We start from the raw sequence: 25,190 nt of genomic DNA, 5'->3' as shown, positions 1-25,190 counted from the left end.
ATGATCGACAACCTCTCCGGTGGCCGGGTGGGGGTGTCGTTCGCCTCGGGGTGGCACGCGAATGACTTCGTCTTCGCCCCGGACCACTACGCGCGCCGCAAGGAGATCATGCACCGTGGCATCGAGACGGTGCGGCACCTGTGGCGGGGCGGGACGGTGCGCCGCCGCAACGGGGATGGCAAGGAGGTGGAGATCGCCATCCGCCCGAAGCCGGTGCAGGCCGAGCTGCCCTTCTGGCTCACGGCCGCCGGCAGCCCGGAGACCTTCCGGCTCGCGGGCGAGCTGGGCGCCCACGTGCTCACCAACCTGATGGGCCAGCAGCTCGACTCGCTGGCCGAGAAGGTGGCGCTCTACCGCGAGACGTGGCGGCGGCATGGCCATCCGGGCCGGGGCCACGTGAGCCTGATGATGCACGCCTTCCTCGGCACGGATGTCTCCGCGGTGCGCCGCACCGTGCGCGAGCCGTTGATGCGCTACTTCCGCGGCTCGGTGGACATCTCCAGTGGCTTCATCGCCAGCCAGGGCCTCAACGTGGACCCGCGGAGCCTCTCGCCCCGCGACATGGAGGCGATGCTGGAGCACGGCTTCGAGCGCCACCTGGAGGACGGCGGGCTCTTCGGGACGCCCGAGTCCTGTGAGGCCATGGTCGAGCGCGTGCGGCGGCTGGACGTGGACGAGGTGGCCTGTCTGGTGGACTTCGGCACCAGCCTGGAGGAGACGATGACCAGCCTCCAGCACCTGGACACCCTGCGGCGGCGCTCGCAGCCGGAAGGGACCGGGGCCGTGCCGTCCGTGTTGGAGGAGAGCAGCTCGGAGGTGGAGTCGGTGCTCGCGCTGGTGCGCGAGACGGGCGCCACGCACCTGCACTGCACGCCCTCGCTGGCCCGCGCGCTCGCCGCGCTCCCGCGAGTCTCCGAGGAGCTCCGCTCCGTGCGGCGGCTGTTCGTCGAGGGCGCGGCTCCGGAGCTGGCCGCCTCGCTCGCTCGCGCGGCCGGCGTGGAGGTGCTGCGCCGCGAGGAGTCCTTCGGGCCCGCGGCGTGGGTGCCCGTGCGCGCGGAGGAGAAGGGGACCCCTGTCTTCCTGCCTCCCGCTCATCTGCACGTTCAGGTGCTGGACTCCCGGGGCATGCCCGTTCCCGTGGGCGTCCCCGGCGTGCTCGCCATCGCGGGCGAGGGCGTCCCGCGCGGCTTCTGGAAGGAGCCTCCGCTGGAGCCGGGAGCACGGCTGCTCCCCACGGGCCACCGCGCCCGGCGCAGGGCCGATGGCTCCGTGGAACTGCTCGCGGGGAGTGCTCCGGCGGTCCGCCGTCCGGCGCCTTCGCCCGTCCAGGCTCCGCGCCCGAAGGTGGCTCGTCCCGAGGGCCCGCCCGCCATCGCCCGCGTGCCGCGCGATCGGCCGCTGCCCCTCAGCTTCTCCCAGCAGCGGCTGTGGTACCTGGATCAGCTCGAGCCGGGGAACGTGGCCTACAACAACCCGTCCGCGCTGCGCCTCAGTGGGCCCTTGAACGCCGCCGCACTGGAGCGCGCCCTCAACGAGGTGGTTCGCCGTCACGAGGCGCTCCGGACCACCTTCGCCCTGGAGGACTCCGGCCCCGTGCAGCGCATCGCTGGGTCCCTGTCCGTGCCCCTGCCGGTGGCGCGGCTGGGGGCCCAGGGAGACCGTGACGCGGCGATCCTCGAGTGGGCCCGTGAAGAGGCCCGGCGGCCTTTTGATCTCGCGGCCGGTCCGCTGATTCGCGCGGCGCTGCTGCGCGTCGAGGACACGGAGCACGTGCTGCTCGTCACCCCGCACCACATCGTCTCCGATGGCTGGTCCGCGGGCGTGATGTTGAAGGAGCTGGCGGTCCTGTACGCTGCCTTCGTCTCGGGGGCCGCCTCGCCGCTGCCGGAGCTGCCCGTGCAGTACGTGGATTACGCCGCGTGGCAGCATGCGTGGCTGCGCGGCCCCACGCTGCAGAAGGAGCTGTCCTGGTGGAAGCAGACCCTGGCCGACGTGCCGGTGCTGCGGCTCTCCACCGACAAGCCCCGGCCGGCGGTGCAGTCCTACCGGGGCGCGCAGCACCGCTTCACCGTGCCCCGGAGCGTGGCCGATGCGCTGGGGACGATCGCGAAGCGCGAGGGCGCCACGCCCTTCATGGTGCTCATGGCCGCCTACCAGTTGCTCCTGTCCCGCTACAGCGGCCAGGACGACTTCGCGGTGGGCACCGCCGTGGCGGGCCGCAGCCGCCCCGAGCTCGAGCCGCTCGTGGGCTGCTTCATCAACTCGCTGCCCCTGCGCGCCGATCTCTCCGGGGATCCGTCCTTCGTGGAGCTGCTCGGCCGCGTCCGCCGCACCGCCCTGGATGGCTTCGCCCACCAGGAGGTCCCCTTCGAGAAGCTGGTCGACGCGCTGCACGTCTCGCGTGACCTGGGCCACTCGCCCATCTTCCAGACGCTGCTGGTGCTCCACAACGTCCCCATGCCCACCGTGCGGCTCGCGGGCCTCACCCTGAGCGGCATGGACCTCCACGTGGGCGCCGCCAAGTTGGATCTCGCGCTGGAGCTGCGCGAGACGCCGGACGGCCTGTGGGGCGGCCTCGAGTACAACACCGATCTCTTCGACGCGGAGACCATCGCCCGCCTGGGCGGCCACTTCGTGCGCCTGCTCGAGGGCATCGCCGCGGCTCCGGAGCAGCGGCTCTCCGCGCTGACGCTCCTGTCCGAAGCGGAGCGCCGTCAGCTCCTGGTGGAGTGGAATCCGCCTCACGTGCCCGCGTCTTCCGCCACCGTGCTCGAGCTCTTCGAGGCCCAGGTGGCTCGGACTCCGGACGCGCCCGCCGTGGCCGATGCCGGAGAGGTGCTCTCGTACCGCGAGCTGGCCGCGCGGGCCTGGCGCATCGCCTCACTGCTGCGGCGGCAGGGCGTGGGCCCCGAGCGCGTGGTGGCCCTCGGCCTGGAGCGCCCCACGGACGTCGTGTCCTCCATCCTGGGCACGCTCGCGGCCGGAGGCGCCTGGCTCCCGTTGGACCTGTCGAGCCCGCCGGAGCGGTTGCGGCTCGTGCTCGAGGACGCCGGGGCGCGCGTGGTGCTCACCCGGGAGGCCATGAGCGGCCGATTCGCGGGAGAGGGAAGGACCGTGCTCGCCGTGGAGTCCGCGGCGTCCGAGCCTTCCGTGCCTCCCACGTCGCGCCCCGAGCCCCATCACGCGGCCTACGTGCTCTTCACCTCCGGCTCCACGGGCAAGCCCAAGGGCGTGGTGGTGGAGCACCGCCAGCTCGCGCATGCCACCCGGGCCCGCTTCGAGGTGTATGGGACTCCGGGCGTCTGCGTCCCGCTGTCGCCGTTCACCTTCGATGCCTCGCTCGCCGGCCTGTTCTGGACGCTGCTCCACGGCGGCACGCTGCGCTTCCCGGACTCCGGCGTGATGGATGATCCGCGCGAGCTGGCCGCCTCGCTCGCGCGGCACGGTGTCACGCACCTCATCGGCGTGCCGGTGCTGTACGCGCAGATCCTCGCGGCGGCTCCGGCCGGTGGGCTCTCCAGCCTGCGGGCCGTGACCGTTGGCGGCGAGGCGTGCCCGCGTGAGCTGGTCCGCGCTCATCATGAGGCGCTGCCCGATACGGCCCTCTTCAACGAGTACGGCCCCACCGAGGCCACCATCTGGAGCACCGTGCACAAGGTGGTGCCCGCGGACCTGGGACCCGTGCCCATCGGCCGGGCCATCCCAGGTGCCCGGGCGTACGTGCTCGACGAGCGCCTCCAGCCCGTCCCCGTGGGCGTGCCGGGCGAGCTGTACGTGGGCGGCGCGGGCGTGGCGCGTGGCTATCTCCACCGGCCCGAGCTCACCTCCGAGCGTTTCGTCGCGGATCCGTTCGACACCACCCCCGGCGCGCGGCTGTACCGCACGGGCGATCGCGTGCGCTGGCGGAAGGACGGGGTGCTCGAGTTCCTCGGCCGACAGGATGGACAGGTGAAGGTGCGGGGCTTCCGCATCGAGACGGGCGAGGTGGAAGCGGCGCTCGCCGCCCACGCCGGACTGCGCGAGGTAGCGGTGGCCGCTCGCGAGGACGGGCGGGGGGGCCGGCGGCTCGTGGGCTACGTCGTGCCGCACCAGCGCCCAGGCCCGACACCGGACGCCCTGCGCGCCTTCCTGCGCGAGCGGCTCCCCGAGTACATGGTGCCCTCCGCCTTCGTGGAGCGCGAGGCCCTGCCGCGCACGCGCAATGGCAAGGTGGACATCGGTGCCCTGCCAGCTCCGGAGCTCCAGACGGCCGTGCGGAGCGCCGCGTACGTGGCACCGCGCAACGAGCTGGAGACGCAGCTCGCGCGCATCTGGTGCGAGGTGCTCGGCGTGGAGCGGGTGGGCGTGGACGACAACTTCTTCGAGCTGGGCGGGGACTCCATCCTCAGCATCCAGATCGTCACCCGGGCGGGCCGGGCCGGCATCGAGCTGTCGCCGCGCCAGGTGTTCCAGAACCCCACGGTGGCCCGGCTCGCGGCGGTGGCGAACACGCGGCTCGCCGTGCAGGCCGAGCAGGGACCCGTCACCGGACCGGTGGCGCTGAGCCCCATCCAGCGCTGGTTCTTCGCGCAGTCTCCGGCGGAGCCCCACCACTGGAACATGTCGCTCTTCCTGGAGGTGCGCACGGCCCTGGACGCGGCGTTGCTGGAGCGCACGCTGGGAATCGTGGCCGAGCACCACGATGCGCTGCGGCTGCGCTTCGCTCGCACGGAGACGGGCTGGCGGCAGGTGTGCGCGCCCCCGGGCGAGCCCGTGCGAGTGGAGCGCGTGGACCTGTCCGGCGTGGCTCCCGAGGCGCGGACCGCGGAGCTGGAGCGGCGGGCCACGGAGGCGCAGGGCTCGCTCCGGTTGGAGGAGGGGCCGCTGCTCCGGGCCGTGCTGTTCGACCTCGGAGCGGGACAGCCCGGGCGGCTGTTGCTCGTGCTGCACCACCTGGTGGTGGATGGTGTCTCCTGGCGCATCCTCCTGGAGGACCTGCTGGGCACGTACCAGCGGCTCGCGGCGGGCGCTCCGGTGGCCCTGCCTCCGAAGACCACTTCCTTCCAGGCGTGGGCCAACGGCCTCTCCGAGCACGCGCGCTCGGGCAAGCTGGACGCCGAGCGATCCTGGTGGCTGGCGCGTCCCTGGACTCGCGTGACGCGGCTGCCGGTGGACTCGCCAGGAGGGGAGAACCTGGAGGGCTCGGCCCGGAGCGTGAACCTGTCCCTCACCGCCGAGGAGACCCGCGCGCTGCTGCAGGACGTGCCGAAGGCGTACCACACGCAGATCAACGACGCGCTCCTCACGGCGCTGGCGAGGACGGTGGGCCGCTGGTCCGGCAACCCGCTGGTGCTGGTGGACGTGGAGGGCCACGGGCGCGAGGAGCTGCTCGCGGGCCTGGATGTCTCGCGCACGGTGGGCTGGTTCACCACGTTCTTCCCGGCGCTGCTGGAGGCCCGGGAGGCCGCGGGCCCCGGTGAAGTGCTGCGGGACGTGAAGGAGTCGCTGCGCGCCGTGCCTTCCAAGGGCATGGGCTACGGGCTGCTGCGCCACCTGAACGAGGACGCCGGGCTGGCGGGGCTCCCGTCCGCCGAACTGAGCTTCAACTACCTCGGACAGGTGGATGGGGCGCTGAACGGCAACGGGATGCTCGCGCTCGCGCCCGAGGGCATGGGCCCGCAGCGAGGGCCTCGCACCCGCAGGCCGTACCTGCTCGACGTGGTGGGCGCCGTGGTGGGCGGCCGCCTCCAGATGACGTGGACGTATGGGGAGTCGATTCACCGCCGGGAGACCGTCGAGAAGCTCGCGGCGGACTTCCTGGAGCGGCTGCGCGAGCTGATCGCGCACTGCCAGTCCCCCGAGGCCGGAGGCCACACGCCCTCCGACTTCCCGATGGCCAAGGTGAAGCAGTCCCAGCTCGACAAGCTTTCCGCACGGTTCGGCAAGAAGACCCCATGAGCGACAACATCGAGAACCTGTACCCGCTCTCCCCGTTGCAGCAGGGGATGCTCTTCCACGTCCTGCAGGAGCAGGGCTCGGGCCTGTACTTCAACCAGCTCTCCTGCGAGCTGCGTGGCGCGCTGAATCTCCCGGCCTTCACCGAGGCCTGGCGGCGGGCGGTGGCGGCGTTCTCCATCCTCCGCACGGCCATCGTCTGGGAGGACGTCGACGAGCCCCTCCAGGTGGTGCTCAACGAGGTGGAGCTGCCGCTCGAGCAGGAGGACTGGCGAGGGACTCCGGCGGCGGCGCAGGAGGCGCGCTTCACCGCGTGGCTGGAGGCGGATCGCCGCCGGGGCGTGGACCTCGGCACGCCGCCGCTGCTGCGCCTGTCGCTGCTGCGCACCGGGGACGCGGCGTACCGCTTCGTCTTCAGCCACCACCACATCCTGCTGGACGGGTGGTCCGTTCCGCTCCTCATCAAGCAGGTCTTCGTCCTCTACGAGAGCCTCGTCCGGGGCTTCACGCCGCGCGTGGAGCAGTCGCGGCCCTACGGCGATTACATCGAGTGGATTCAGGAGCGCGGGCTGGAGGAGTCCGAGCGCTTCTGGCGCCGCTCGCTCGCGGGCTTCTCCGAGCCCACCGCACTGGGGCGGGGCTTCCCGGGCCTGGACGGCTCGCCGGTGTCCGGCCGCGCCTCCCGGAGGATCCACCTCTCCGCCGCCACCACCGAGGCGCTGAATGCGCTGGCGCGCCAGCAGGGGCTCACGCTCAACACCGTGGTGCAGGGCGCGTGGGCGTTGCTGCTCGGCCACCATGCGGGGACCAAGGACGTCGTCTTCGGCACCACCGTCTCGGGCCGCCCGCCGGAGCTGTCCGGCGTGGAGGGCATGGTGGGCCTCTTCATCAACACGCTTCCGGTGCGCGTGCGCCTGCCCGCGGACGAGCCGGTCGTCACCTGGTTGAAGAATCTCCAGGCGTGGCTGCTGGAGATGCGGCAGCACGAGCACTCGCCGCTGGTGAAGGTGCAGCGCTGGAGTGACGTCCCACCGGGCACACCGCTCTTCGAGAGCCTGCTCGTCTTCGAGAACTACCCGGTGGACGCGGCGCTCACCGCGTCGTTGCCCTCGCTGGAGGTGCGGGACGTGCGCGCCGTCGAGGCGGACCACCATCCGCTGACGCTCACCGCCGTGCCGGGGCGTGAGCTGCGGCTGGAGCTCGCTCACGAGTGCGCGCGCTTCGACGCGGCCCACATCGAGCGGATGCTGGGGCAGCTCCGTCACCTGCTCGAGTCCATGGCCACCTGGCCCGAGCGGCCCCTGGCCGGGCTCCCGCTGCTCTCCGAGCGGGAGCGGCACCAGCTCCTGGTGGAGTGGAACGACACGCGGGCCGACTACCCTCGCGGGCGCTGCATCCACCAACTCGTCGAGGCCCAGGTCGAGCGGACGCCGGACGCGGTGGCGGTGGAGTTCGAGGGACAGCGGCTCACGTACCGGGAGCTGGACCGGCGCGCCAACCAGCTCGCCCATGCGCTGCGCGAGCGCGGCGTGGGCCCCGAGACGCGGGTGGGCCTGTGCGTGGAGCGCTCGCTGGAGATGGCGGTGGGGCTGCTCGGCATCCTCAAGGCCGGCGGTGCCTACGTGCCGTTGGATCCCGGCTATCCCCCCGCGCGGCTGGCCTTCATGCTGGAGGACTCCGCGCCCGCGGTGCTGCTCACCCAGCGGTACCTGGTGGAGCGGCTCGAGCCGAAGGGCACGCCGGTGCTCTGTCTGGACTCGGAGGGGCCGCAGCTCTCGCGCCTGAGCGCGGACGCGCCGGACGCGGGCGTGCACCCCGGCAACGCGGCCTACGTCATCTACACCTCCGGCTCCACCGGCCAGCCCAAGGGTGCCGTCATCACGCACCGCGCGCTGGGCAACCACATGGCGTGGATCCTCTCCGCGTTCGGTCTCGGGCCGGCGGATCGGGTGCTGCAGAAGACGCCGCTCAGCTTCGATGCCTCCGTCTGGGAGTGCTGGGCCCCGCTCATGTCCGGCGGACGGCTGGTCATCGCCGCTCCCGACGCACACCGGGACGGCGTCGCGCTCCTGGAGGCGGTGACGCGCGGGCAGGTGACGGTGCTCCAGCTCGTTCCGTCGCTGCTGCGGGTGCTGCTGGAGGCGGAGGGGCTGTCGCGGGCCACGAGCCTGCGCTGGCTCTTCTGCGGCGGCGAGGCGCTGCCCGTCGAGCTGGAGCACCGGCTGCGCGCGCAACTGCCCTCGGCCACCCTGGTCAACCTGTACGGCCCCACCGAGGCCACCATCGACGCCACCTTCGCGCGTTGCCCGTCCCCCGGCTCGGGGCCGACGGTCCCTATCGGCCGCCCCATCGCCAACACGCAGCTGTACCTGCTGGACGCATCGCTCCAGCCGGTGCCGGTGGGCGTGCCGGGCGAGCTGTTCCTCGGCGGCGAGGGGCTGGCGCGCGGCTATCTGCGCCGGCCGGAGCTGACGGCGGAGCGCTTCATTCCCCATCCCTTCAGTGGCTCGCCCGGCGCGCGGCTGTACCGGACGGGGGACCTGGCCCGCTACCTGCCGGACGGGAGCGTGGAGTTCCTGGGGCGGCGGGACGCGCAGGTGAAGGTGCGCGGCTTCCGTGTGGAGCTGGGCGAGGTGGAAGCGGCGCTGGCGAAGCACCCGGCGGTGCGCGAGGCGGTGGTGGTGGTCCGCGAGGACAACCCCGGCGTCCGGCGGCTGGTGGCGTACGTGACGGGCGAGCCTCGAGCGCCAGGCGCGGACGCGCTGCGTGCCTTCCTCGAGCGGGAGCTGCCCGCGCACATGGTCCCCGCGGCCTTCGTGGCGCTGGAGGCCCTGCCGCTCTCGCCCAACGGCAAGGTGGATCGCAAGGCGCTGCCGGCCCCGGACGCCACGCCCGCGGAGCAGGCCCGGGCCTTCGTCGCCCCTCGCGGCGAGGTGGAGCGGAAGCTGGCGGAGCTCTGGGCGCAGGTGCTCGGGCACGAGCGGGTGGGCATCCACGATGACTTCTTCGAGCTGGGCGGTGACTCCATCCTCGCCATCCAGATCATCTCCCGGGCCGCGCAGGCGGGAGTCCACATCACCGCGAAGCAGCTCTTCTCGCACAAGACGATCGCCCGGCTCGCGGCGGTGGCCGGCTCGGCGCCCGGAGTCACCGCCGAGCAGTCGCTGGTGACGGGGCCGGTGGTGTCCACGCCCATCCAGCGCTGGTTCTTCGAGCAGGAGCGGGTGAATCCGCACCACTACAACCAGGCACTGCTCTTCGCGTTGCGCGAGCCGTGGGACGTGGCGCTGCTCGAGCAGGCGCTCCAGCACCTGAGCCAGCACCACGACGTGCTGCGCCTGCGCTTCTCCCGGAATGGCGAGGGGTGGAGCCAGGAGCACGTGGGCTCCGTAGGGCGCTTCCCGCTGGAGCGCGTGGACCTCTCCGGCGTGGCGCCAGGCGGACGCCGGGAAGCCCTGGAGGCCCATGCCGCGAGGACGCAGGCCGCTCTGAATCTCCAGGAGGGGACGCTCGCGCGCGCGGTGCTGTACGACCTCGGCGCGGGGGAGCCGAGGCGGTTGTTGCTCGTCATCCACCACCTCGTGGTGGACGGCGTCTCGTGGCGGGTGCTGCTGACGGACCTCGTCACGGCGGGTGCCCAGCTCCAGGCGGGCGGGCCGGTGCGGCTGCCGCCGAAGACCACGTCCTTCCAGCAATGGGCGGAGCGGCTGGAGGCGTATGCCCAGACGCCGGCCATGCGCGAGGAGGCGGAGTACTGGTTGGGCCTGCCCTGGGAGCGTGTCTCGCGCCTGCCGATGGAGTTTCCCGGAGCGCTGCCCGGCGGTGAGGACACCGAGGGCTCCGCGCGCATGGTGCGGGTGGAGCTGGAGGCGGAGGAGACGCGGTTGCTCCTCCAGGAAGTGCCGCGGGCGTCGCGTGCGCGCGTGGAGGAGGTGCTGCTGGCGGCGCTGGTGGAGTCCTTCCGGCGCTGGACGGGCGTGCCGTGCCTGCAGGTGGACCTGGAGGGACACGGGCGCGAGGACGTGCTCGAGGGCGTGGACCTGTCACGCACGGTGGGCTGGTTCACCAGCCTGTACCCGGTGCTGCTCGAGGCGGGGGAGGGCCAGACGCTCGAGTCGGGGCTGCGAGCCGTCAAGGAGACCCTCCGCCGCATTCCGCGCCGGGGCCTGGGCTTCGGCGTGCTGCGCTACCTGTCGAAGGACGAGGCGCTGGCCGCCCGCCTGCGTGCGCTCCCGGCCGCGGAGGTGTCCTTCAACTACCTGGGGCAGCTCGACCACGTGCTGCCGCCGGAGTCGCCGCTCGCGCTGACCTCCGAGTCCGTGGGACCCACGCAGGACCCGAGGGACCGCCGCTCGCACCGGATCGGCGTGAATGCCCTCGTGTCCGGAGGCCGCCTCCAGGTGTCCTGGGCCTACGGCGAGCACCTCTACCGGAAGGAGACACTGGAGTCCCTGGCGCGTGGTTTCCTGGACGCCCTGCGCACCCTCCTCGCGCGCTGCACCACCGGGGACGAGGCGAGCCTCCTCACGCCGGCCGACTTCCCGCTGGCGCGGCTCGGGCAGACGCAGCTGGATGGGCTGGTGGAGCGTGTGGCCCGGGGCGGCGCGCGTGGCCGGAATCTCGAGGACCTGTACCCGCTCTCCCCGTTGCAGCAGGGCATGCTCTTCCACGTCCTGCGCGAGCAGGGTGGTGGCCTGTACTTCAACCAGCTCGTCTGCGAGCTGCGCGGCGTGTTGGACCTCTCCGCCTTCACGCGAGCCTGGCGGCAGGTGGGGGAGGCGCACTCCATCCTCCGGACGGCCATCGTCTGGGAGGGAGTCGACGAGCCCCTGCAGGTGGTGCTCCGCGAGGCGGAACTGCCGCTCGTCCAGGAGGACTGGCGTGAGGTGCCGGTCTCCGAGCAGGAGTCACGCTTCGCCACGTGGCTGGAGGCGGATCGCCGCCGGAGCTTCGAGCTGTCCTCGCCGCCCTTGAGCCGCCTGGCCCTGCTGCGCACCGGGGACGCGGTGTACCGTTTCGTCTTCAGTCACCACCACCTGTTGCTGGATGGGTGGTCCGTTCCCCTGCTGATCAAGCAGGTCTTCGGCCTCTACGAGCAGCTCTCCCGGGGGCAGGCGCCGAGGCTGGAGCAGACGCGGCCCTACGGCGATTACATCGCCTGGATCCAGTCGCGGAACCTGGAGGAGTCCGAGCGCTTCTGGCGCCGCTCGCTCGCGGGCTTCTCCGAGCCCACCGAGCCAGGCCGGGGCACCGCGAGCCAGGAAGTGCCCGGAGCCGTCCGGGCCACGCGGCAGCTCCACCTGTCCGCCGCCACCACCGAGGCGCTGAACGCATTCGCGCGCCAGCAGGGCCTCACGCTCAACACCGTGGTGCAGGGCGCGTGGGCGCTGCTGCTCGGCCACCATGCGGGGACGAAGGACGTCGTCTTCGGCACCACCGTGTCCGGCCGCCCGCCGGAGCTGCCCGGAGTGGAGGGCATGGTGGGCCTCTTCATCAACACGCTGCCGGTGCGCGTGCGCCTGACGCGGGACGAGCCGCTCATCCCTTGGCTCCAGCGGCTCCAGGCGTGGCTGCTGGAGATGCGGCAGCACGAGCACTCGCCGCTGGTGAAGGTGCAGCGCTGGAGCGAGGTGCCCGCGGGGACGCCGCTCTTCGAGAGCCTGGTGATCTTCGAGAACTATCCGGTGGACGCGGCGCTCACGGCGTCGCTGCCCTCGCTGGAGGTGCGCGATGTCCGCTCGCTGGAGTCGGATCACCACCCGTTGACGCTCATCGCATCGCCCGCGCGGGAGATGCCGCTTCACCTGGCCTACGACGCGGCGCGATTCGACGCGGCGCATGCCGGACGGATCCTGGAGCAGCTGCGCCACCTGTTGGAGTCCATGGTGGCCCGGCCCGGTCAGCGGCTGGGCGAGTTGTCTCCAGTGGACGCGTCCGAGCGGCACCGGCTGCTGCGGGAGTGGAGTGGGGTGGGCGTGCCCGCGGCGGAGACCGGCCTGCTGCACCGGCGCTTCGAGGAGCGGGCGGCGGCGGCCCCGGAGGCGGAGGCGATCGTCTTCGGGAAGGAGCGGCTCACCTACGGAGAGCTGGACGCGCGGGCCAACCAACTCGCGCACCACCTGCGTGGGCTCGGCGTGAGGGCGGAGTTCCGGGTGGTGCTGTGCCTGGAGCGCTCTCCGGAGCTGATCATCGCCATGCTGGGCGTGCTCAAGGCGGGCGGGGCGTACGTGCCGGTGGATCCGGCGTGGCCGGCGGCGCGGCTCCGCTCCCTGCTGGAGGACAGTGGCGCATCCGGGGTGATTGCCCAGGAGCGCACGGCCTCGTGGCTGGAGGGGCAGGGCGCGTGGCGGGTGCTGCTGGACGCGGAGGCGGAGCGTGAGACGCTCGCACGCGCGCCGAGGACGTCTCCCGGGGTGGAGGTGCGTCCGGAGCAGCTCGCCTATGTCATCTATACGTCGGGCTCGACGGGCAGGCCGAAGGGCGTGCTGGTGGAGCATCGGGGCGCGAGCAACACCGTGAGGGCCTCGCGAGAGGCGTGGGCCATCGGGCCGGGCAAGCGGGTATTGCAGTTCGCCTCGGCGAGCTTCGACGTGTCCGTGTTCGAGATCTTCGGCGCGCTGAGCGATGGCGCGGCGCTGGTCATGGCTTCGCGCGAGGCGTTGATGCCGGGCGCGGAGCTGTTGCGCGTGTTGCGCGAGGAGCGGGTGACCACGGCCGTGCTCACGCCCTCGGTGCTGGAGGCCACGCCCGTCGAGGCGCTGCCCGCCCTGGAGTCGGTGATGGTGGCGGGCGAGGCCTGTGGCCCGAGGTTGCCGAGGCGCTGGGGCGCGGGGCGGCTCTTCGTCAACGCGTACGGCCCCACGGAGGTCTCCATCTACGCGACGCTGGCGAAGTGCTCGCCGGACGCGGCGGTGGTGCCGATTGGAGGGCCGCTCGCGGGGGCGAGTGCCTACGTGCTCGACGCGGAGCTGCACCCGGTGGCGGTGGGCGTGCGGGGAGAGCTGTACGTGGGCGGGGAGGGCGTGACGCGGGGTTACCTCGGGCGCCCGGAGCTGACGGCCGAGCGCTTCATTCCGGACCCGTTCCATGGCGCTCCCGGTGCGCGCATGTACCGGACGGGAGACGTCGTCCGGTGGCTGCCGGACGGGCAGCTCGAGTTCCTCGGGCGTGCCGACGAGCAGGTGAAGCTGCGAGGGTTCCGCATCGAACTGGGAGAAATCGAAGCCGCTCTGGGCGAGGAGCCCTCGGTGAGCGAGGCAGTGGTGGTCCTCCGCAAGCGAGCCGGGGGAGATCCGTGGCTCGTGGCCTACGTCGTGCCAAATACCCCTCGCCCTCCGGGAGAGGGACGGGGTGAGGGTGCCACGGATCCCGGGTTGGATCCCTCCCATCTGCGAGCCCAACTCCGTCAACGCCTGCCCGAGTACATGGTGCCCGCGGTCTTCGTGCCACTCCATGCACTGCCGCGCACCACGAGCGGCAAGGTGGACCGCAAGGCACTCCCCGCGCCGGAGGCGCGAGAGAATCCCACCACCCACGAACCGCCGCGCACGCCGGAGGAGCGCGTGTTGGCGGAGGCCTGGGCGCAGGTGCTCGGGCACGAGCGGGTGGGCATCCACGATGACTTCTTCGAGCTGGGGGGCGACTCCGTCCTCGCCATCCGGATCATCTCCCGGGCGGCGCAGGCGGGAGTCCACATCACCGCGAAGCAGCTCTTCTCCCACCCGACGATCGCCCGACTCGCCGCACTGTCGGGCCCGGCGTCCAGCCAGTCCCCGGAGCCGGTGGCGCGAGCGCGTGCCCCGGAGGGCAGGGACCATTTCACTCCGTCCGACTTCCCGCTCGTGAAGCTCGGCGAGCAGGAGCTGGATGCGCTGGTGGAGCGGGTGTCGCGGGGCGATGCGTCGCGCCGCCGGAACATCGAGGATCTGTACCCCCTCTCTCCGCTGCAGAAGGGGTTGCTCTTCCACGTGCTGCACGCGTCCAGCGCGGACATGTACCTCAACCAGCTCTCCTGGGAGCTGGAGGGCCCGCTGGATGTCAAAGCGGTGGCTCGCGCATGGCAGGAGACGGTGGACCGCCATGCCAGCCTGCGCACGGGTTTCCTCTGGGAGGGCCTGGAGGAGCCGCTACAGGTGGTGATGCGGCATGCGCAACTGCCCCTCCGCACGGAGGACTGGTGTGAGGTGCCGCCCTCGGAGTTCGAGGCGCGGTTCACGGCGTGGATCGCCGAGGATCGGCGTCAGGGCTTCGAGCTGGAGCGGGCCCCGCTGCTGAGGCTCGCGCTGCTGCGAGTTGGCGAGCGGGCCTGGAGGATCGTCTTCAGCTACTCGCATCTGGTGCTGGATGGCTGGTCCATGCCGCTGCTGCTGGGCGAGGTCTTCACCCGCTACGGGGCGCTGGCGCTCGGCGGCACGCGGAGCTGGCCCGAGGCGCCCGCGTATCGCGACTTCATCGCCTGGTTGCAGCGTCAGGAGCTGGATGCCGCCCGGGAGTTCTGGCGTGAGTCACTCGCGGGCTTCACATCGCCCACGCAGGTGGGAGTGGATCGCGGCCCCGTGCCGGGCGGAGTCCCCGTGCGCCGGGAGCGGAGGGTCCGCCTGACGTCCGAGCAGGTCGCCGCGCTCCAGGAACTCTCGCGCCGCCAGAAGGTGACCCTGAGCACGTGCCTCATGGGGGCCTGGGCGCTGCTGCTGCGCCACCACGCGGGCGAGGACGACGTGGTGTTCGGCAACACGGTCTCGGGCCGTCCGGCGACGCTGCCGGGTGTGGAGGAGACGATCGGGATGTTCATCAACACGCTGCCGGTGCGCGCGCGTGTTGTCCGAGGCAAGCCCGTGGGCGAGTGGCTGCGGGAGCTGCAGGGCTGGCTGCTGGAGATGCGTCAGCACGACTACAGCCCGCTGGTGGAGGTGCGGCGCTGGAGCGAGGTGCCGTCCGGGACGCCGCTCTTCGAGTCGCTGGTGGTGGTGGAGAACCTGCGGGTGGACGAGGCGCTGGAGGGCGGGTTCGGGAAGGGGACGGGGCTGGAGGTCCGTGAGGTGCGCAGCTTCGAGCTCGACAGCTTCCCGCTGGTGCTGATCGCGAATCCCCACCAGGGGCTGGAGCTGCACCTCTACCACGACGAGAGCCGCATCGACGGGGCGGACGCGCAGCGGTTGTTGGAGCATTTCCAGCGTCTGCTGGGCCAGCTGGTGGAGTCGGCGGAGCGCCCGGTGGAGGAACTGTCGCCGCTGGGCGAGGAGGAGCGCCAGCGGGTGCTCCGCGAGTGGAACGCCACGGCGGTGGCGCGCGAGGGCACGACCGGGCTGGCGGCGCTGCTGGAGGCGCAGGTTGCGCGCACGCCGGAGGCACCGGCGGTGGTGATGGGGCCAGTGGGGCTCACCTTCCGCGAGCTGGACGCGCGGGCCAACCAGGTGGCGCACCGGCTGCGGCGGATGGGCGTGGGCCCGGACGTGCGGGTGGGGCTGTGCGTGGAGCGCTCGGTGGAGCTGGTGGTGGGGCTGTGGGGCATCCTGAAGGCCGGTGGTGCGTACGTGCCGTTGGATCCGGGGTACCCGGCCGAGCGGCTGCGCTACATGCTGGAGGACTCGGGAGCGGGCGTGGTGGTGACGGCGGGAGCGGCGGTGGATGGGCTGACGGGACCCGGGCAGCGGCTGCTGCGGCTGGACGCCGAGGCGGAGTCCCTGCACGGGGAGCCGGAGACCCCGGTGCCGGGAGGCGCGGGGCCGGAGCATCTGGCGTACGCCATCTACACCTCGGGCAGCACGGGCCGGCCGAAGGCGGTGATGGTGCGGCAGGGGGCGGTGGCGAACCTCGTCGAGGCACTGCACGGTGCGGTGTACGCGGGGCTGGAGCCGGGGCGGCGGGTGAGTGTCAACGGCTCGGTGTCCTTCGACACCTCGGTGAAGCAGCTCTTCCAGGTGCTGCGCGGGCACACGCTGGTCGTGACACCGGAGTCCGTGCGCTTCGACGGTGAGGCGCTGCGCGCCTGGCTGGAGCGGCAGGAGGTGGACGTTTTCGACTGCACGCCCTCGCAGCTCCAGGTGTTGCTGGAGACGGGCTGGTTGGAGGAGACCCCGCGTCCCATCACGCTGCTGGTGGGTGGCGAGGCCATCCCCGAGACGCTGTGGCGGCGGTTGGCGGCCTCGCGCACGGTGCGGACGTTCAACGTGTACGGCCCCACCGAGTGCACGGTGGACGCGACGGTGTGCCCCGTGACGGCGGAGTACGGACGCCCCGTGCTCGGCCGGCCCATCGAGAACGTGCGGCTGTACGTGCTGGATCGCGACGGACAACCGGTGGGCGTGGGAGTCCCGGGCGAGCTGTACATCGGCGGAGCGGGACTGGCGCGCGGGTACCTCGGGCGGCCGGACGCGACGGCCGAGCGCTTCGTGCCAGATGCTTTCAGCGAGGAGCCCGGCGCGAGGCTGTACCGGACGGGAGATCGAGCGCGCTGGCTGTCGAACGGAACGGTGGAGTTCCTCGGGCGGGTGGACTTCCAGGTGAAGCTGCGAGGCCACCGGATCGAGCTGGGCGAGGTGGAAGCGGCGCTGCGCGAGCAGCCCGAGGTACGCGAAGCCGTGGCCGCCGTGCGCGAGTACGCACCCGGAGACCAGCGCCTCGTGGCCTACGTCGTGCCCATTTCCCCTCTCCCGCCGGGAGAGGGACGGGGTGAGGGTGTCACGGCTCCCGGGTTGGCTCCCTCCGAGCTGCGCGCCCGTCTGCGCCAGCGCCTGCCGGAGCCAATGATCCCCGCGGCCATCGTCGAGCTGTCCGCCATCCCGCTCACGCCGAGCGGCAAGGTGGATCGCAAGGCGCTGCCGATGCCAGGAGCCACACAGGCGGCGGGCTTCATCGAGCCGCGTACGGACACGGAGCGGAAGCTGGCGGAGCTGTGGTCGCGCACGTTGGGCGTGGAGCGCGTGGGGGTCACGGACTCCTTCTTCGAGCTGGGTGGGCACTCGCTGCTGGCCACGCAGCTGGTGTCGCGGGTGCGAGGCACCTTCGGGGTGGAGCTGCCGCTGCGAGCCGTCTTCGAGGCGCCCACGCTGGAGGGGCTCGCCCGCCGGGTGGAGGAGACGCCGCGGATTCGCACGCCGCTGGTCCGGGGGGTGGACACGGACGAGCCGCCGCCGCTCAGCTTCGCCCAGCAGCGGCTGTGGTTCATGGATCAGCTCCAGTCGGAGAGCACGGCGTACAACGTGCCCTATGCGCTGCGGCTGGAGGGCCGGTTGGAGCGGGAGGCGCTGGAGCGCGCGCTGGAGGAGGTGGTGCGCCGGCACGAGGTGCTCCGGGCCTCCTTCAAGAGCCGGGAGGGCGAGCCGGTGATGCACATCGCGGGGCTTACGCGGCCCTCGTTGTCGCCGGTGGATCTGTCGGAGATGGACGCGGGGCAGCAGCGCGGGGCGGTGGAGTGGCTCGTCTCCGAGGAATCGTCCCGGCCCTTCGAGCTGTCGCGGGCCCCCCTGCTGCGTGCGACGCTGCTGCGGCTGGGCGAGCGGGAGCACGTGCTGCTGCTGACGGTGCATCACATCGTCTTCGACGGCTGGTCTGCGGGCATCCTCTTCCGGGAGCTGGCGGCGCTGTACGACGCCTTCAGCCGTGGGACGCCGAGCCCGTTGCCGGAGCTGCCGCTGCGGTACGCGGACTACGCGAGGTGGCAGCGGGGGTGGTTGAAGGGCGAGGTGCTGGAGAAGCAGCTCGCGTACTGGAGGCAGCGGCTGACGGGCAGTCCGCCGGTGTTGGAGCTGCCGCTGGACAAGCCGCGTCCGGCCCAGAGGTCCCCGCGAGCGGGCCGGGTGCCGGTGGTGCTGGCGCGCGAGCCGAGCGAGGCGCTGGAGGCGCTGGCACAGCGCGAGGGGAGCAGCCTGTTCATGGTGCTGCTGGCGGGCTTCCAGGCGCTGTTGGCGCGCTGGACGGGCCAGGAGGACGTGGTGGTGGGCTCGCCGGTGGCGGGGCGCACGCGAGCGGAGGTGGAGGGGCTGATCGGCCTGTTCGTCAACACGCTGGTGTTGCGCACGGACGTGAGTGGAGCGCCGACGTTCCGGGAGCTGCTGGCACGGGTGCGCGAGGTGGCGCTGGGGGCATACGCGCACCAGGACGTGCCCTTCGAGAAGCTGGTGGAGGAGCTGAAGCCGGAGCGGGAGTCGGGGCACTCGCCCCTCTTCCAGGTGCTGCTCGTCCTGGAGAACCTCCCGGCGCGCGAGGTGGTGCTGCCGGAGCTGAAGCTGTCGCCGGTGGATCAGGAGGCCCTGGAGGCGAAGCTCGATCTGACGTTGGGTTTCACGCGCACGCCGGAGGGGCTGCGGGGCCTCTTCCTGTACGACGAGGCGCTCTTCGAGCCGGAGACGATCCAGCGTCTGGCGAGGTACCTGGAGACACTGCTGGTGGCGGTGGCGAGGGCGCCGGACCGGCGGGTGGTGGACGTGGAACTGCTGGTGGGGGAGGAGCGGGCCCGGGTGCTGGAGCAGTGGAGCCGGGGGCCGCGCGTGGAGGGGGCGATGGAGGGCCTGTCACGGGTGCTGGAGCTCCAGGCGGCGAGCACGCCCGATGCGCTGGCGGTGGAAGGAAACGGGCAGAGGCTGAGCTACCGGGAGCTGGAGGCGAGGGCCCGGAGTCTGGCGCACCGGCTGCGGCGCGAGGGCGTGGGGCCAGAAGTGCGCGTGGGCGTGTTGTTGGAGAAGAGCGTGGAGGCGGTGGTGGCCTTCTGGGGCATCCAGAAGGCGGGGGGCGTGTACGTGCCGCTGGAGGCGGTGCTGCCGGCGGAGCGGCTGGAGTGGATGGCGAGGGACGCGGGCGTGCGCGCGGTGGTGACGCTGCGAGGCCTGGAGGCGCGGTGCCGGTTGCCCGAGGCCGTGTCCGTGGTGCGGCTGGAAGAGCTGCAAGTGCGGGAGGAGGCGGCGGGCGCGCTGGAGTCGGGAGTCGAGCCGGGAAATGCCTGCTACATCCTCTACACCTCGGGAAGCACGGGGCGGCCCAAGGGCGTGGTGGTGACGCACGAGGGCGCGTGCGATCTGGTGCGTGGCAAGGCGGGGGCGTTCGGGGTGGGAGCGGAGAGCCGGGTGATGCAGCTCGCGTCGCTGGGCTTCGATGCCTCCATCTGGGAGTACCTGCTGACGGTGTCGGTGGGCGGGACGCTGTACGTGCCGGCGGGTGGGAGGGTGCCGCTGGGCGAGGAGCTGCGGCGCGAGCTGGTGGAGGGGAAGGTGACGGTGGTGACGTTGCCGCCGTCGGTGCTGGCGCTGTTGCCGGACGAGGAGCTGGAGCACCTGCGGGTGGTGAAGTCCGTGGGCGAGGCCTGTCCGGCCGAGCTGGTGGAGCGGTGGGCTCCGGGGCGGCGCTTCGTCAACGGGTACGGGCCCACGGAGGTGACGGTGTGCGCCACGTGGGAGGAGTGCGAGGTGGGCGGGGGTCGGCCGGGCATTGGCGGGCCGCTGGGCAACGTGCGCGCCTACGTGCTGGATGGAGGGATGCGGCCGGTGCCTCCAGGAGTGGCGGGGGAGCTGTTCCTGGGAGGCCCGGGGCTGGCGCGGGGCTACGTGGGGAGGCCGGAGCTGACGGCGGAGCGCTTCGTTCCGGATGCACTCAGTGGTGATCCGGGAGCGCGGCTGTACCGCACGGGGGACGTGGTGCGGTGGAGGGCGGACGGGCGGCTGGACTTCCTGGGACGTGTGGACGCGCAGGTGAAGGTGAACGGCGTCCGGATCGAGCCGGGCGAGGTGGAGGCGGCGCTGCGGGAGCTGGCGGGCGCGAAGCAGGCGCACGTGAAGGTGTGGAAGGGCCCCTCGGGCCAGTCGCGGCTGGTGGCATACGTAGTGCCCACCTCCCCTCGCCCTCCGGGAGAGGGACGGGGTGAGGGTACCGGGTCCCCCGGGTTGAGCCTCGAGGCTGTGCGTACCCGGCTGAAGCAGCGGCTGCCGGAGTACATGGTGCCCTCGGCGCTCGTGGTGCTGGAGGCGCTGCCACTCACGTCCAGCGGCAAGGTGGATGGGCGAGCGCTGCCCGCTCCGGAGGAGGTCCGCCCGGAGGGCAGGCGTTCCATCGCGCCGAGGAATGAGCTGGAGCGCGCGCTGGCGCACCTCTGGGAGGAGTTGCTCGGGGTGGAGCCGGTGGGAGTGACGGACAGCTTCTTCGATCTGGGCGGGCACTCGCTGCTGGCGACGCAGCTGGTGTCGCGGGTGCGCAAGGAGCTCGGGGTGGAGGTGCCGCTGCAGGCCGTCTTCGATGCACCGACACTCGAGGCCCTGGCCGCGCACATCACCTCGGTGGGTGGGGCGGCGGCCGAGGCGGCGCCCCTGGTCCGGGCCGTGGACACGGATGGACCGCCGCCGCTCAGCTTCGCCCAGCAGCGGCTGTGGTTCCTGGAGCAGCTCCAGCCGGGGAACACGGCGTACAACATCCCCGTCGCGCTGCGGCTGGAGGGCCCGCTCGACACGGCGGCGCTGGAGCGCGCGCTGGAGGAGGTGGTGCGCCGGCACGAAGTGCTCCAGGCCTCGATCGAGAGCCGGGGAGGCGAGCCGGTGCTGCACCTCACCGGGCCCGTGCGGCTGCCGCTGGCGCCGGTGGACCTGTCGGCGCTGGAGAAGGACGCGCGGAGCGAAGCGGTGGAGCGGCTCGCCTCGGAGGAGTCGGGGCGGCCCTTCGAGCTCTCCCGGGGCCCGCTGTTGCGCGCGACGCTGCTGCGGCTGGGGGAGCGGGAGCACGTGCTGCTGCTGACGGTGCACCACATCGTCTTCGACGGCTGGTCGGCGGGAATCCTCTTCCGGGAGCTGGCGGCGCTGTACGACGCCTTCTGCCGTGGGGCGCCGAGCCCGTTGCCGGAGCTACCGCTGCGGTACTCGGACCATGCGCGCTGGCAGAGGGAGTGGCTGAAGGGCGAGGTGCTGGAGGAGCAGCTCGCGTATTGGAGGAGGCGGCTGGCGGGCAGTCCGCCGGTGTTGGAGCTGCCGTTGGACAGGCCGCGTCCGGCGCGGAGGTCCAGGCGTGCGGGCCAGGTGCCGGTGGTGCTGTCGCGCGGACTGAGTGAGGCGCTGGAGGCGCTGGCGCAGCGCGAGGGGTGCAGCCTGTTCATGGTGCTGCTGGCGGGCTTCCAGGCGCTGCTGGCGCGCTGGAGTGGCCAGGAGGACGTGGTGGTGGGCACGCCGGTAGCGGGGCGCACGCGGGTGGAGGTGGAGGGGTTGATCGGCCTCTTCGTCAACACGCTGGTGCTGCGCACGGACGTGAGCGGGGCGCCCTCGTTCCGGGAGCTGCTGGCACGGGTGCGCGAGGTGGCGCTGGGGGCATACGCGCACCAGGACGTGCCCTTCGAGAAGCTGGTGGAGGAGCTGAAGCCGGAGCGGGAGCTGCGGCATTCGCCCCTCTTCCAGGTGATGTTCGTGCTCCAGAACACGCCGGGCCACGAGGTCTCGCTGCGGGAGCTGAAGCTGTCGCCGGTGGAGCGGGAGGGCCCCGCGGCGAAGCTCGACTTGACGTTGGGCTTCACACCGGCGCCGGAGGGGCTGAGGGGCGCGTTCTCCTATGACACCTCGCTCTTCGAGCCGGAGACGATCCAACGGCTGGCGAGGCACCTGGAGACGTTGCTGTCGGTGGTGGCGAGGGCGCCGGAGCAGCGGGTGGTGGACGTGGAGCTGCTGGTGGGGGAGGAGCGGGCCCGGGTGCTGGAGGAGTGGAGCAGGGGGCCGCGGGTGGAGGGGGCGGTGGAGGGACTGGGCCGGGTGCTGGAGCTGCGGGCGGCGAGCACGCCCGAGGCGCTGGCGTTGGAGGGCCGCGGGCAGAGGCTGAGCTACCGGGAGCTGGAGGCGAGGGCCCGGAGTCTGGCGCACCGGCTGAGGCGCGAGGGCGTGGGGCCGGAGGTGAGGGTGGGCGTGCTGATGGAGAAGAGCGTGGAGGCGGTGGTGGCCTTCTGGGGCGTGCAGTTGGCGGGGGGCGTGTACGTGCCACTGGAGGCGGTGCTGCCGGCGGAGCGGCTGGAGTGGATGGCGCGGGACGCGGGCGTGCGCGCGGTGGTGACGAAGCGTGGGTGGGAGGACAGGAGCCGGCTGCCGGAAGGAGTCCCGGTGGTGGTGCTGGAGGAGGTGGGAGGGGAGACGGGCCCGCTGGAGAGCGGCGTGCGGGCCGGCAACGCGGCCTATGTCCTCTACACCTCGGGGAGCACGGGACGGCCCAAGGGCGTGGTGGTGACGCACGAGGGCGCATGCGATCTCGTCCTGGGGAAGGCGCGGGCCTATGGGGTGGGAGCGGAGAGCCGGGTGATGCAGCTGGCGTCGCTGGGCTTCGATGCCTCCATCTGGGAGTACCTGCTGACGGTGACGGCGGGAGGGGCGCTGTACGTGCCGGCGGGCGGGAGGGTACCGCTGGGGGAGGAGCTGCGGCGCGAGCTGGTGGAGGGGAAGGTGACGGTGCTGACGCTGCCGCCGTCGGTGCTGGCGCTGTTGCCGGACGAGGGGCTGGAGCACCTGCGGGTGGTGATGGTGGCGGGCGAGGCCTGTCCGGCGGAGCTGGTGGAGCGGTGGGGCAGGAGCCGGCGCCTCGTCAACGGCTATGGCCCCACGGAGGTGTCGGTGCTCGCCACGTGGGAGGAGTGCGAGCCGGGAGAGGCGCGTCCGCCCATCGGAGGGCCGCTGGCCAACACGCAGGCGTACGTGCTGGACAGGGCGATGAGGCCAGTGCCCCCGGGAGTGGCGGGAGAGCTGTACCTGGGAGGCCCGGGGCTGGCGCGGGGCTACGTGGGGAGGCCGGAGCTGACGGCGGAGCGCTTCGTGCCCAACCCCTTTGGCCGCGAGCCGGGCGAGCGCCTGTACCGCACGGGGGACGTGGTGAGGTGGAGGGCGGACGGGCGCTTGGACTTCCTGGGCCGGGTGGACGCGCAGGTGAAGGTGAACGGCGTGCGGGTGGAGCCGGGAGAAGTGGAGGCGGTGCTGAGGGAGCGGGCGGACGTGAAGCAGGCGCACGTGAGGGCGTGGAAGAGCCCCTCGGGCGAATCACGGCTGGTGGCGTACGTGGTGCCCACGGTGGTGCCCGAGTCCCCCACCGTGCCCACATCCCCTCGCCCTCCGGGAGAGGGACGGGGTGAGGGTGCCGGGCGCCTCGGGTTGAACCTCGAGGCTGTGCGTACCTGGCTGAAGCGGCGGTTGCCGGAGTACATGGTGCCCTCGGCGTTCGTGGTGCTGGAGGCGCTGCCGCTGACGTCGAGTGGCAAGGTGGATGGGCGAGCCCTGCCGGCGCCCGGGGAAGCGCGCCAGGGGAGCCGGGCCTCCGTGCCGCCGAGGGACGATCTCGAGCGGGAGCTGGCGAGCGTCTGGGAAGAGGTGCTCGGCGTAGCGCCCGTGGGAGTGACGGACAGCTTCTTCGAGCTGGGCGGCCAGTCGCTGCTGGCGGTGCGGCTGGTAGCGAAGCTCCGCGAGCGGCTGGGACGCACGGTGCCGCTGGCGGCGCTCTTCGAGGGGCCCACGATCGAGGAGCTCGCGGTCCGGCTGCGAGCGGGGACGCTGGCCTCGGTCCAGGGCAACCGGGTGACGCTGCAACCCGAGGGTACGGGCACGCCGGTCTTCTGGGTGCACCCGGTGGGAGGCAACGTGCTGTGCTACGCGGAGCTCGCAAGACGCCTGGGCACGGGACGTCCCTTCCATGCGTTGCAGGCCACGGGGCTGGAGGGGAGCGAGGCGCCCCTGACGCGCGTGGAGGACATGGCTCGCCGGTACGTGGAGCAGGTGCGCGCGGTCCAGGCCGAGGGGCCGTACCTGCTCGGAGGCTGGTCGCTGGGCGGGACGGTGGCCTACGAGATGGCGAGGGAGCTGCGGCGCCAGGGGCAGGAGGTGGTGCTGCTGGTGCTGCTCGACAGCTTCGCCCCCGCGGGGCAGCCGACGCCGGAGCCGGACCCGGCCACGCTGCTGGTGGGCTTCGCGGCGGACCTGGCAAGGAGCGCCGGGCGCGACCTGTCCCTCTCCCCCGAGTCCCTCGCGGGCCTGCCCCCCGAGGATCAACTCCGCACCCTCTGGACACATGCGCGCGAGGCGGGGCTGTTGCCACCCGGAACGGGCCTGGAGGAGCTGCGGGTGCTGTTGGAGGTGGCCCGGGCGAACCTGCGCGCCGTGGCCCACTACAGCCCCGAGCCCTACGAGGGTCGCACGCTGCTGCTCCGGGCGCGTGACGCGCGGAAGGGCGTCGAGGTGGACGCCACGCATGGCTGGGGCCGGCTCGCGGCCTCCAGTCTCACGGTGGAGGACATCCCGGGCGACCACTACGGCATCCTCCGGGCGCCGCACGTGCGCGAGCTGGCGGAGCGGCTCACGCGTTGGCTGGCGGAGGCGGAGCGGGCGGAGTCAGGGCACGGGGAGCGTGGCACGGGTTGAGACCTGGGGCGCGGGCGGGGCACCCGGGGGTGGGGCGAAGGCATCCACCAGCCCCTGGGTCACCGCCGCGGCGAAGGCCTCCAGGGTGCGCACCTCGCGCCAGCGGGCCACCTCCTCGAGGTCCAGCGCGTGGTGCGTCTCGATGATGACCGAGGGCATGGGCGGCTTGCGCAGCACGAAGATGCGCTGTCCCGGCAGGTGCCGGCTCACGAAGGTCCCTGGCTGCTCGGAGTCGGGGGCGTAGAGGCCCACGTAGTCCTCGCCGCCGTAGGGCAGGAAGCCCGCGTCGCCCATGCGCCGGGCCAGTGCCCGGGCCAGCGCGAGCCGCTGGGAGAGCAGGGGCTCGGCGATGTCGTCGGCGTAGAGCACGCTGTACCCGGGGGCCGTGTCGTTCCTCAGGCACACCTGCTCCAGGGAGCTCTGCCACCAGTGCGCCTCCCCGCGGGCGTCCGAGTGGATGCTCACGAAGAGCTGTGCCCGCCAGCGCTCGGCCTCCTCGAGCCGGGTCGGGTACGTGGGCCGCTGCCCGGCCTTCCGGCTCACCTTCACCAGGAAGTGCCCGGTGGCCTCCAGCCGCTTCGCGAGATCCTCGGCCACCCGGAGCGTGTGGACCTCCTCCGGCTCGCAGACGACGGAGGTGTTGCCCTCGTTCCCGGGCGCGCCGTGCCCCGCGTCCAGGTAGATGCGCTTCTTCCCGAAGCCCCTGGGGAATTCCACCTGAGCCACCGTGAGCGGGGCGCTCGCGGCGGGCCAGCGGGGTGGGGCCTCCGGCACCGGGACGGGCGCGGCGCTCGCGGCGGGGGCGGGGGTGATCTCGGGCGGAGGGGGCGCGGCTCGGGCCTGCTCCTCGCATCCGGCGGACAGGCCCAGGAGCAGCAGCAGCGGCCAGGTGGGGCTCTTCGACAT

The 25,190-nt window shown here is 72.6% G+C and carries 3 protein-coding genes (1 of these 3 only partly in view); 2 read left to right on the top strand and 1 reads right to left on the bottom strand.

Annotated features, from left to right (window positions below):
* Together AC16DP_RS20935 and AC16DP_RS20930 are read left to right on the top strand one after the other, a co-directional pair.
* A protein-coding gene (locus AC16DP_RS20935) for a non-ribosomal peptide synthetase/type I polyketide synthase (RefSeq protein WP_329729582.1) crosses the window boundary here: on the top strand, positions 1-5,937 show its 3' portion. The gene continues 5,388 nt to the left of window position 1, outside the view; only the last 5,937 of its 11,325 coding nucleotides appear in the window; its start codon lies beyond the left edge, outside the window; it ends in the stop codon at positions 5,935-5,937.
* The gene (locus AC16DP_RS20930) at positions 5,934-24,284 is read left to right on the top strand and encodes a non-ribosomal peptide synthase/polyketide synthase (RefSeq protein ID WP_329729583.1); all 18,351 of its coding nucleotides are present in this window, start codon (positions 5,934-5,936) and stop codon (positions 24,282-24,284) included. The genes AC16DP_RS20935 and AC16DP_RS20930 overlap by 4 nt, the downstream gene beginning before the upstream one ends.
* On the opposite strand, the gene AC16DP_RS20925 is transcribed toward AC16DP_RS20930, so the two are convergent.
* Positions 24,255-25,190, bottom strand: coding sequence for an N-acetylmuramoyl-L-alanine amidase family protein (locus AC16DP_RS20925; protein WP_329729584.1), 936 nt, complete (start codon positions 25,188-25,190; stop codon positions 24,255-24,257). The genes AC16DP_RS20930 and AC16DP_RS20925 overlap by 30 nt on opposite strands.

It is taken from the genome of Archangium sp. (genome assembly GCF_057119385.1).
Note: the sequence above shows the minus strand (reverse complement) of the source record. Positions and strands in the feature narration are given on the sequence as shown.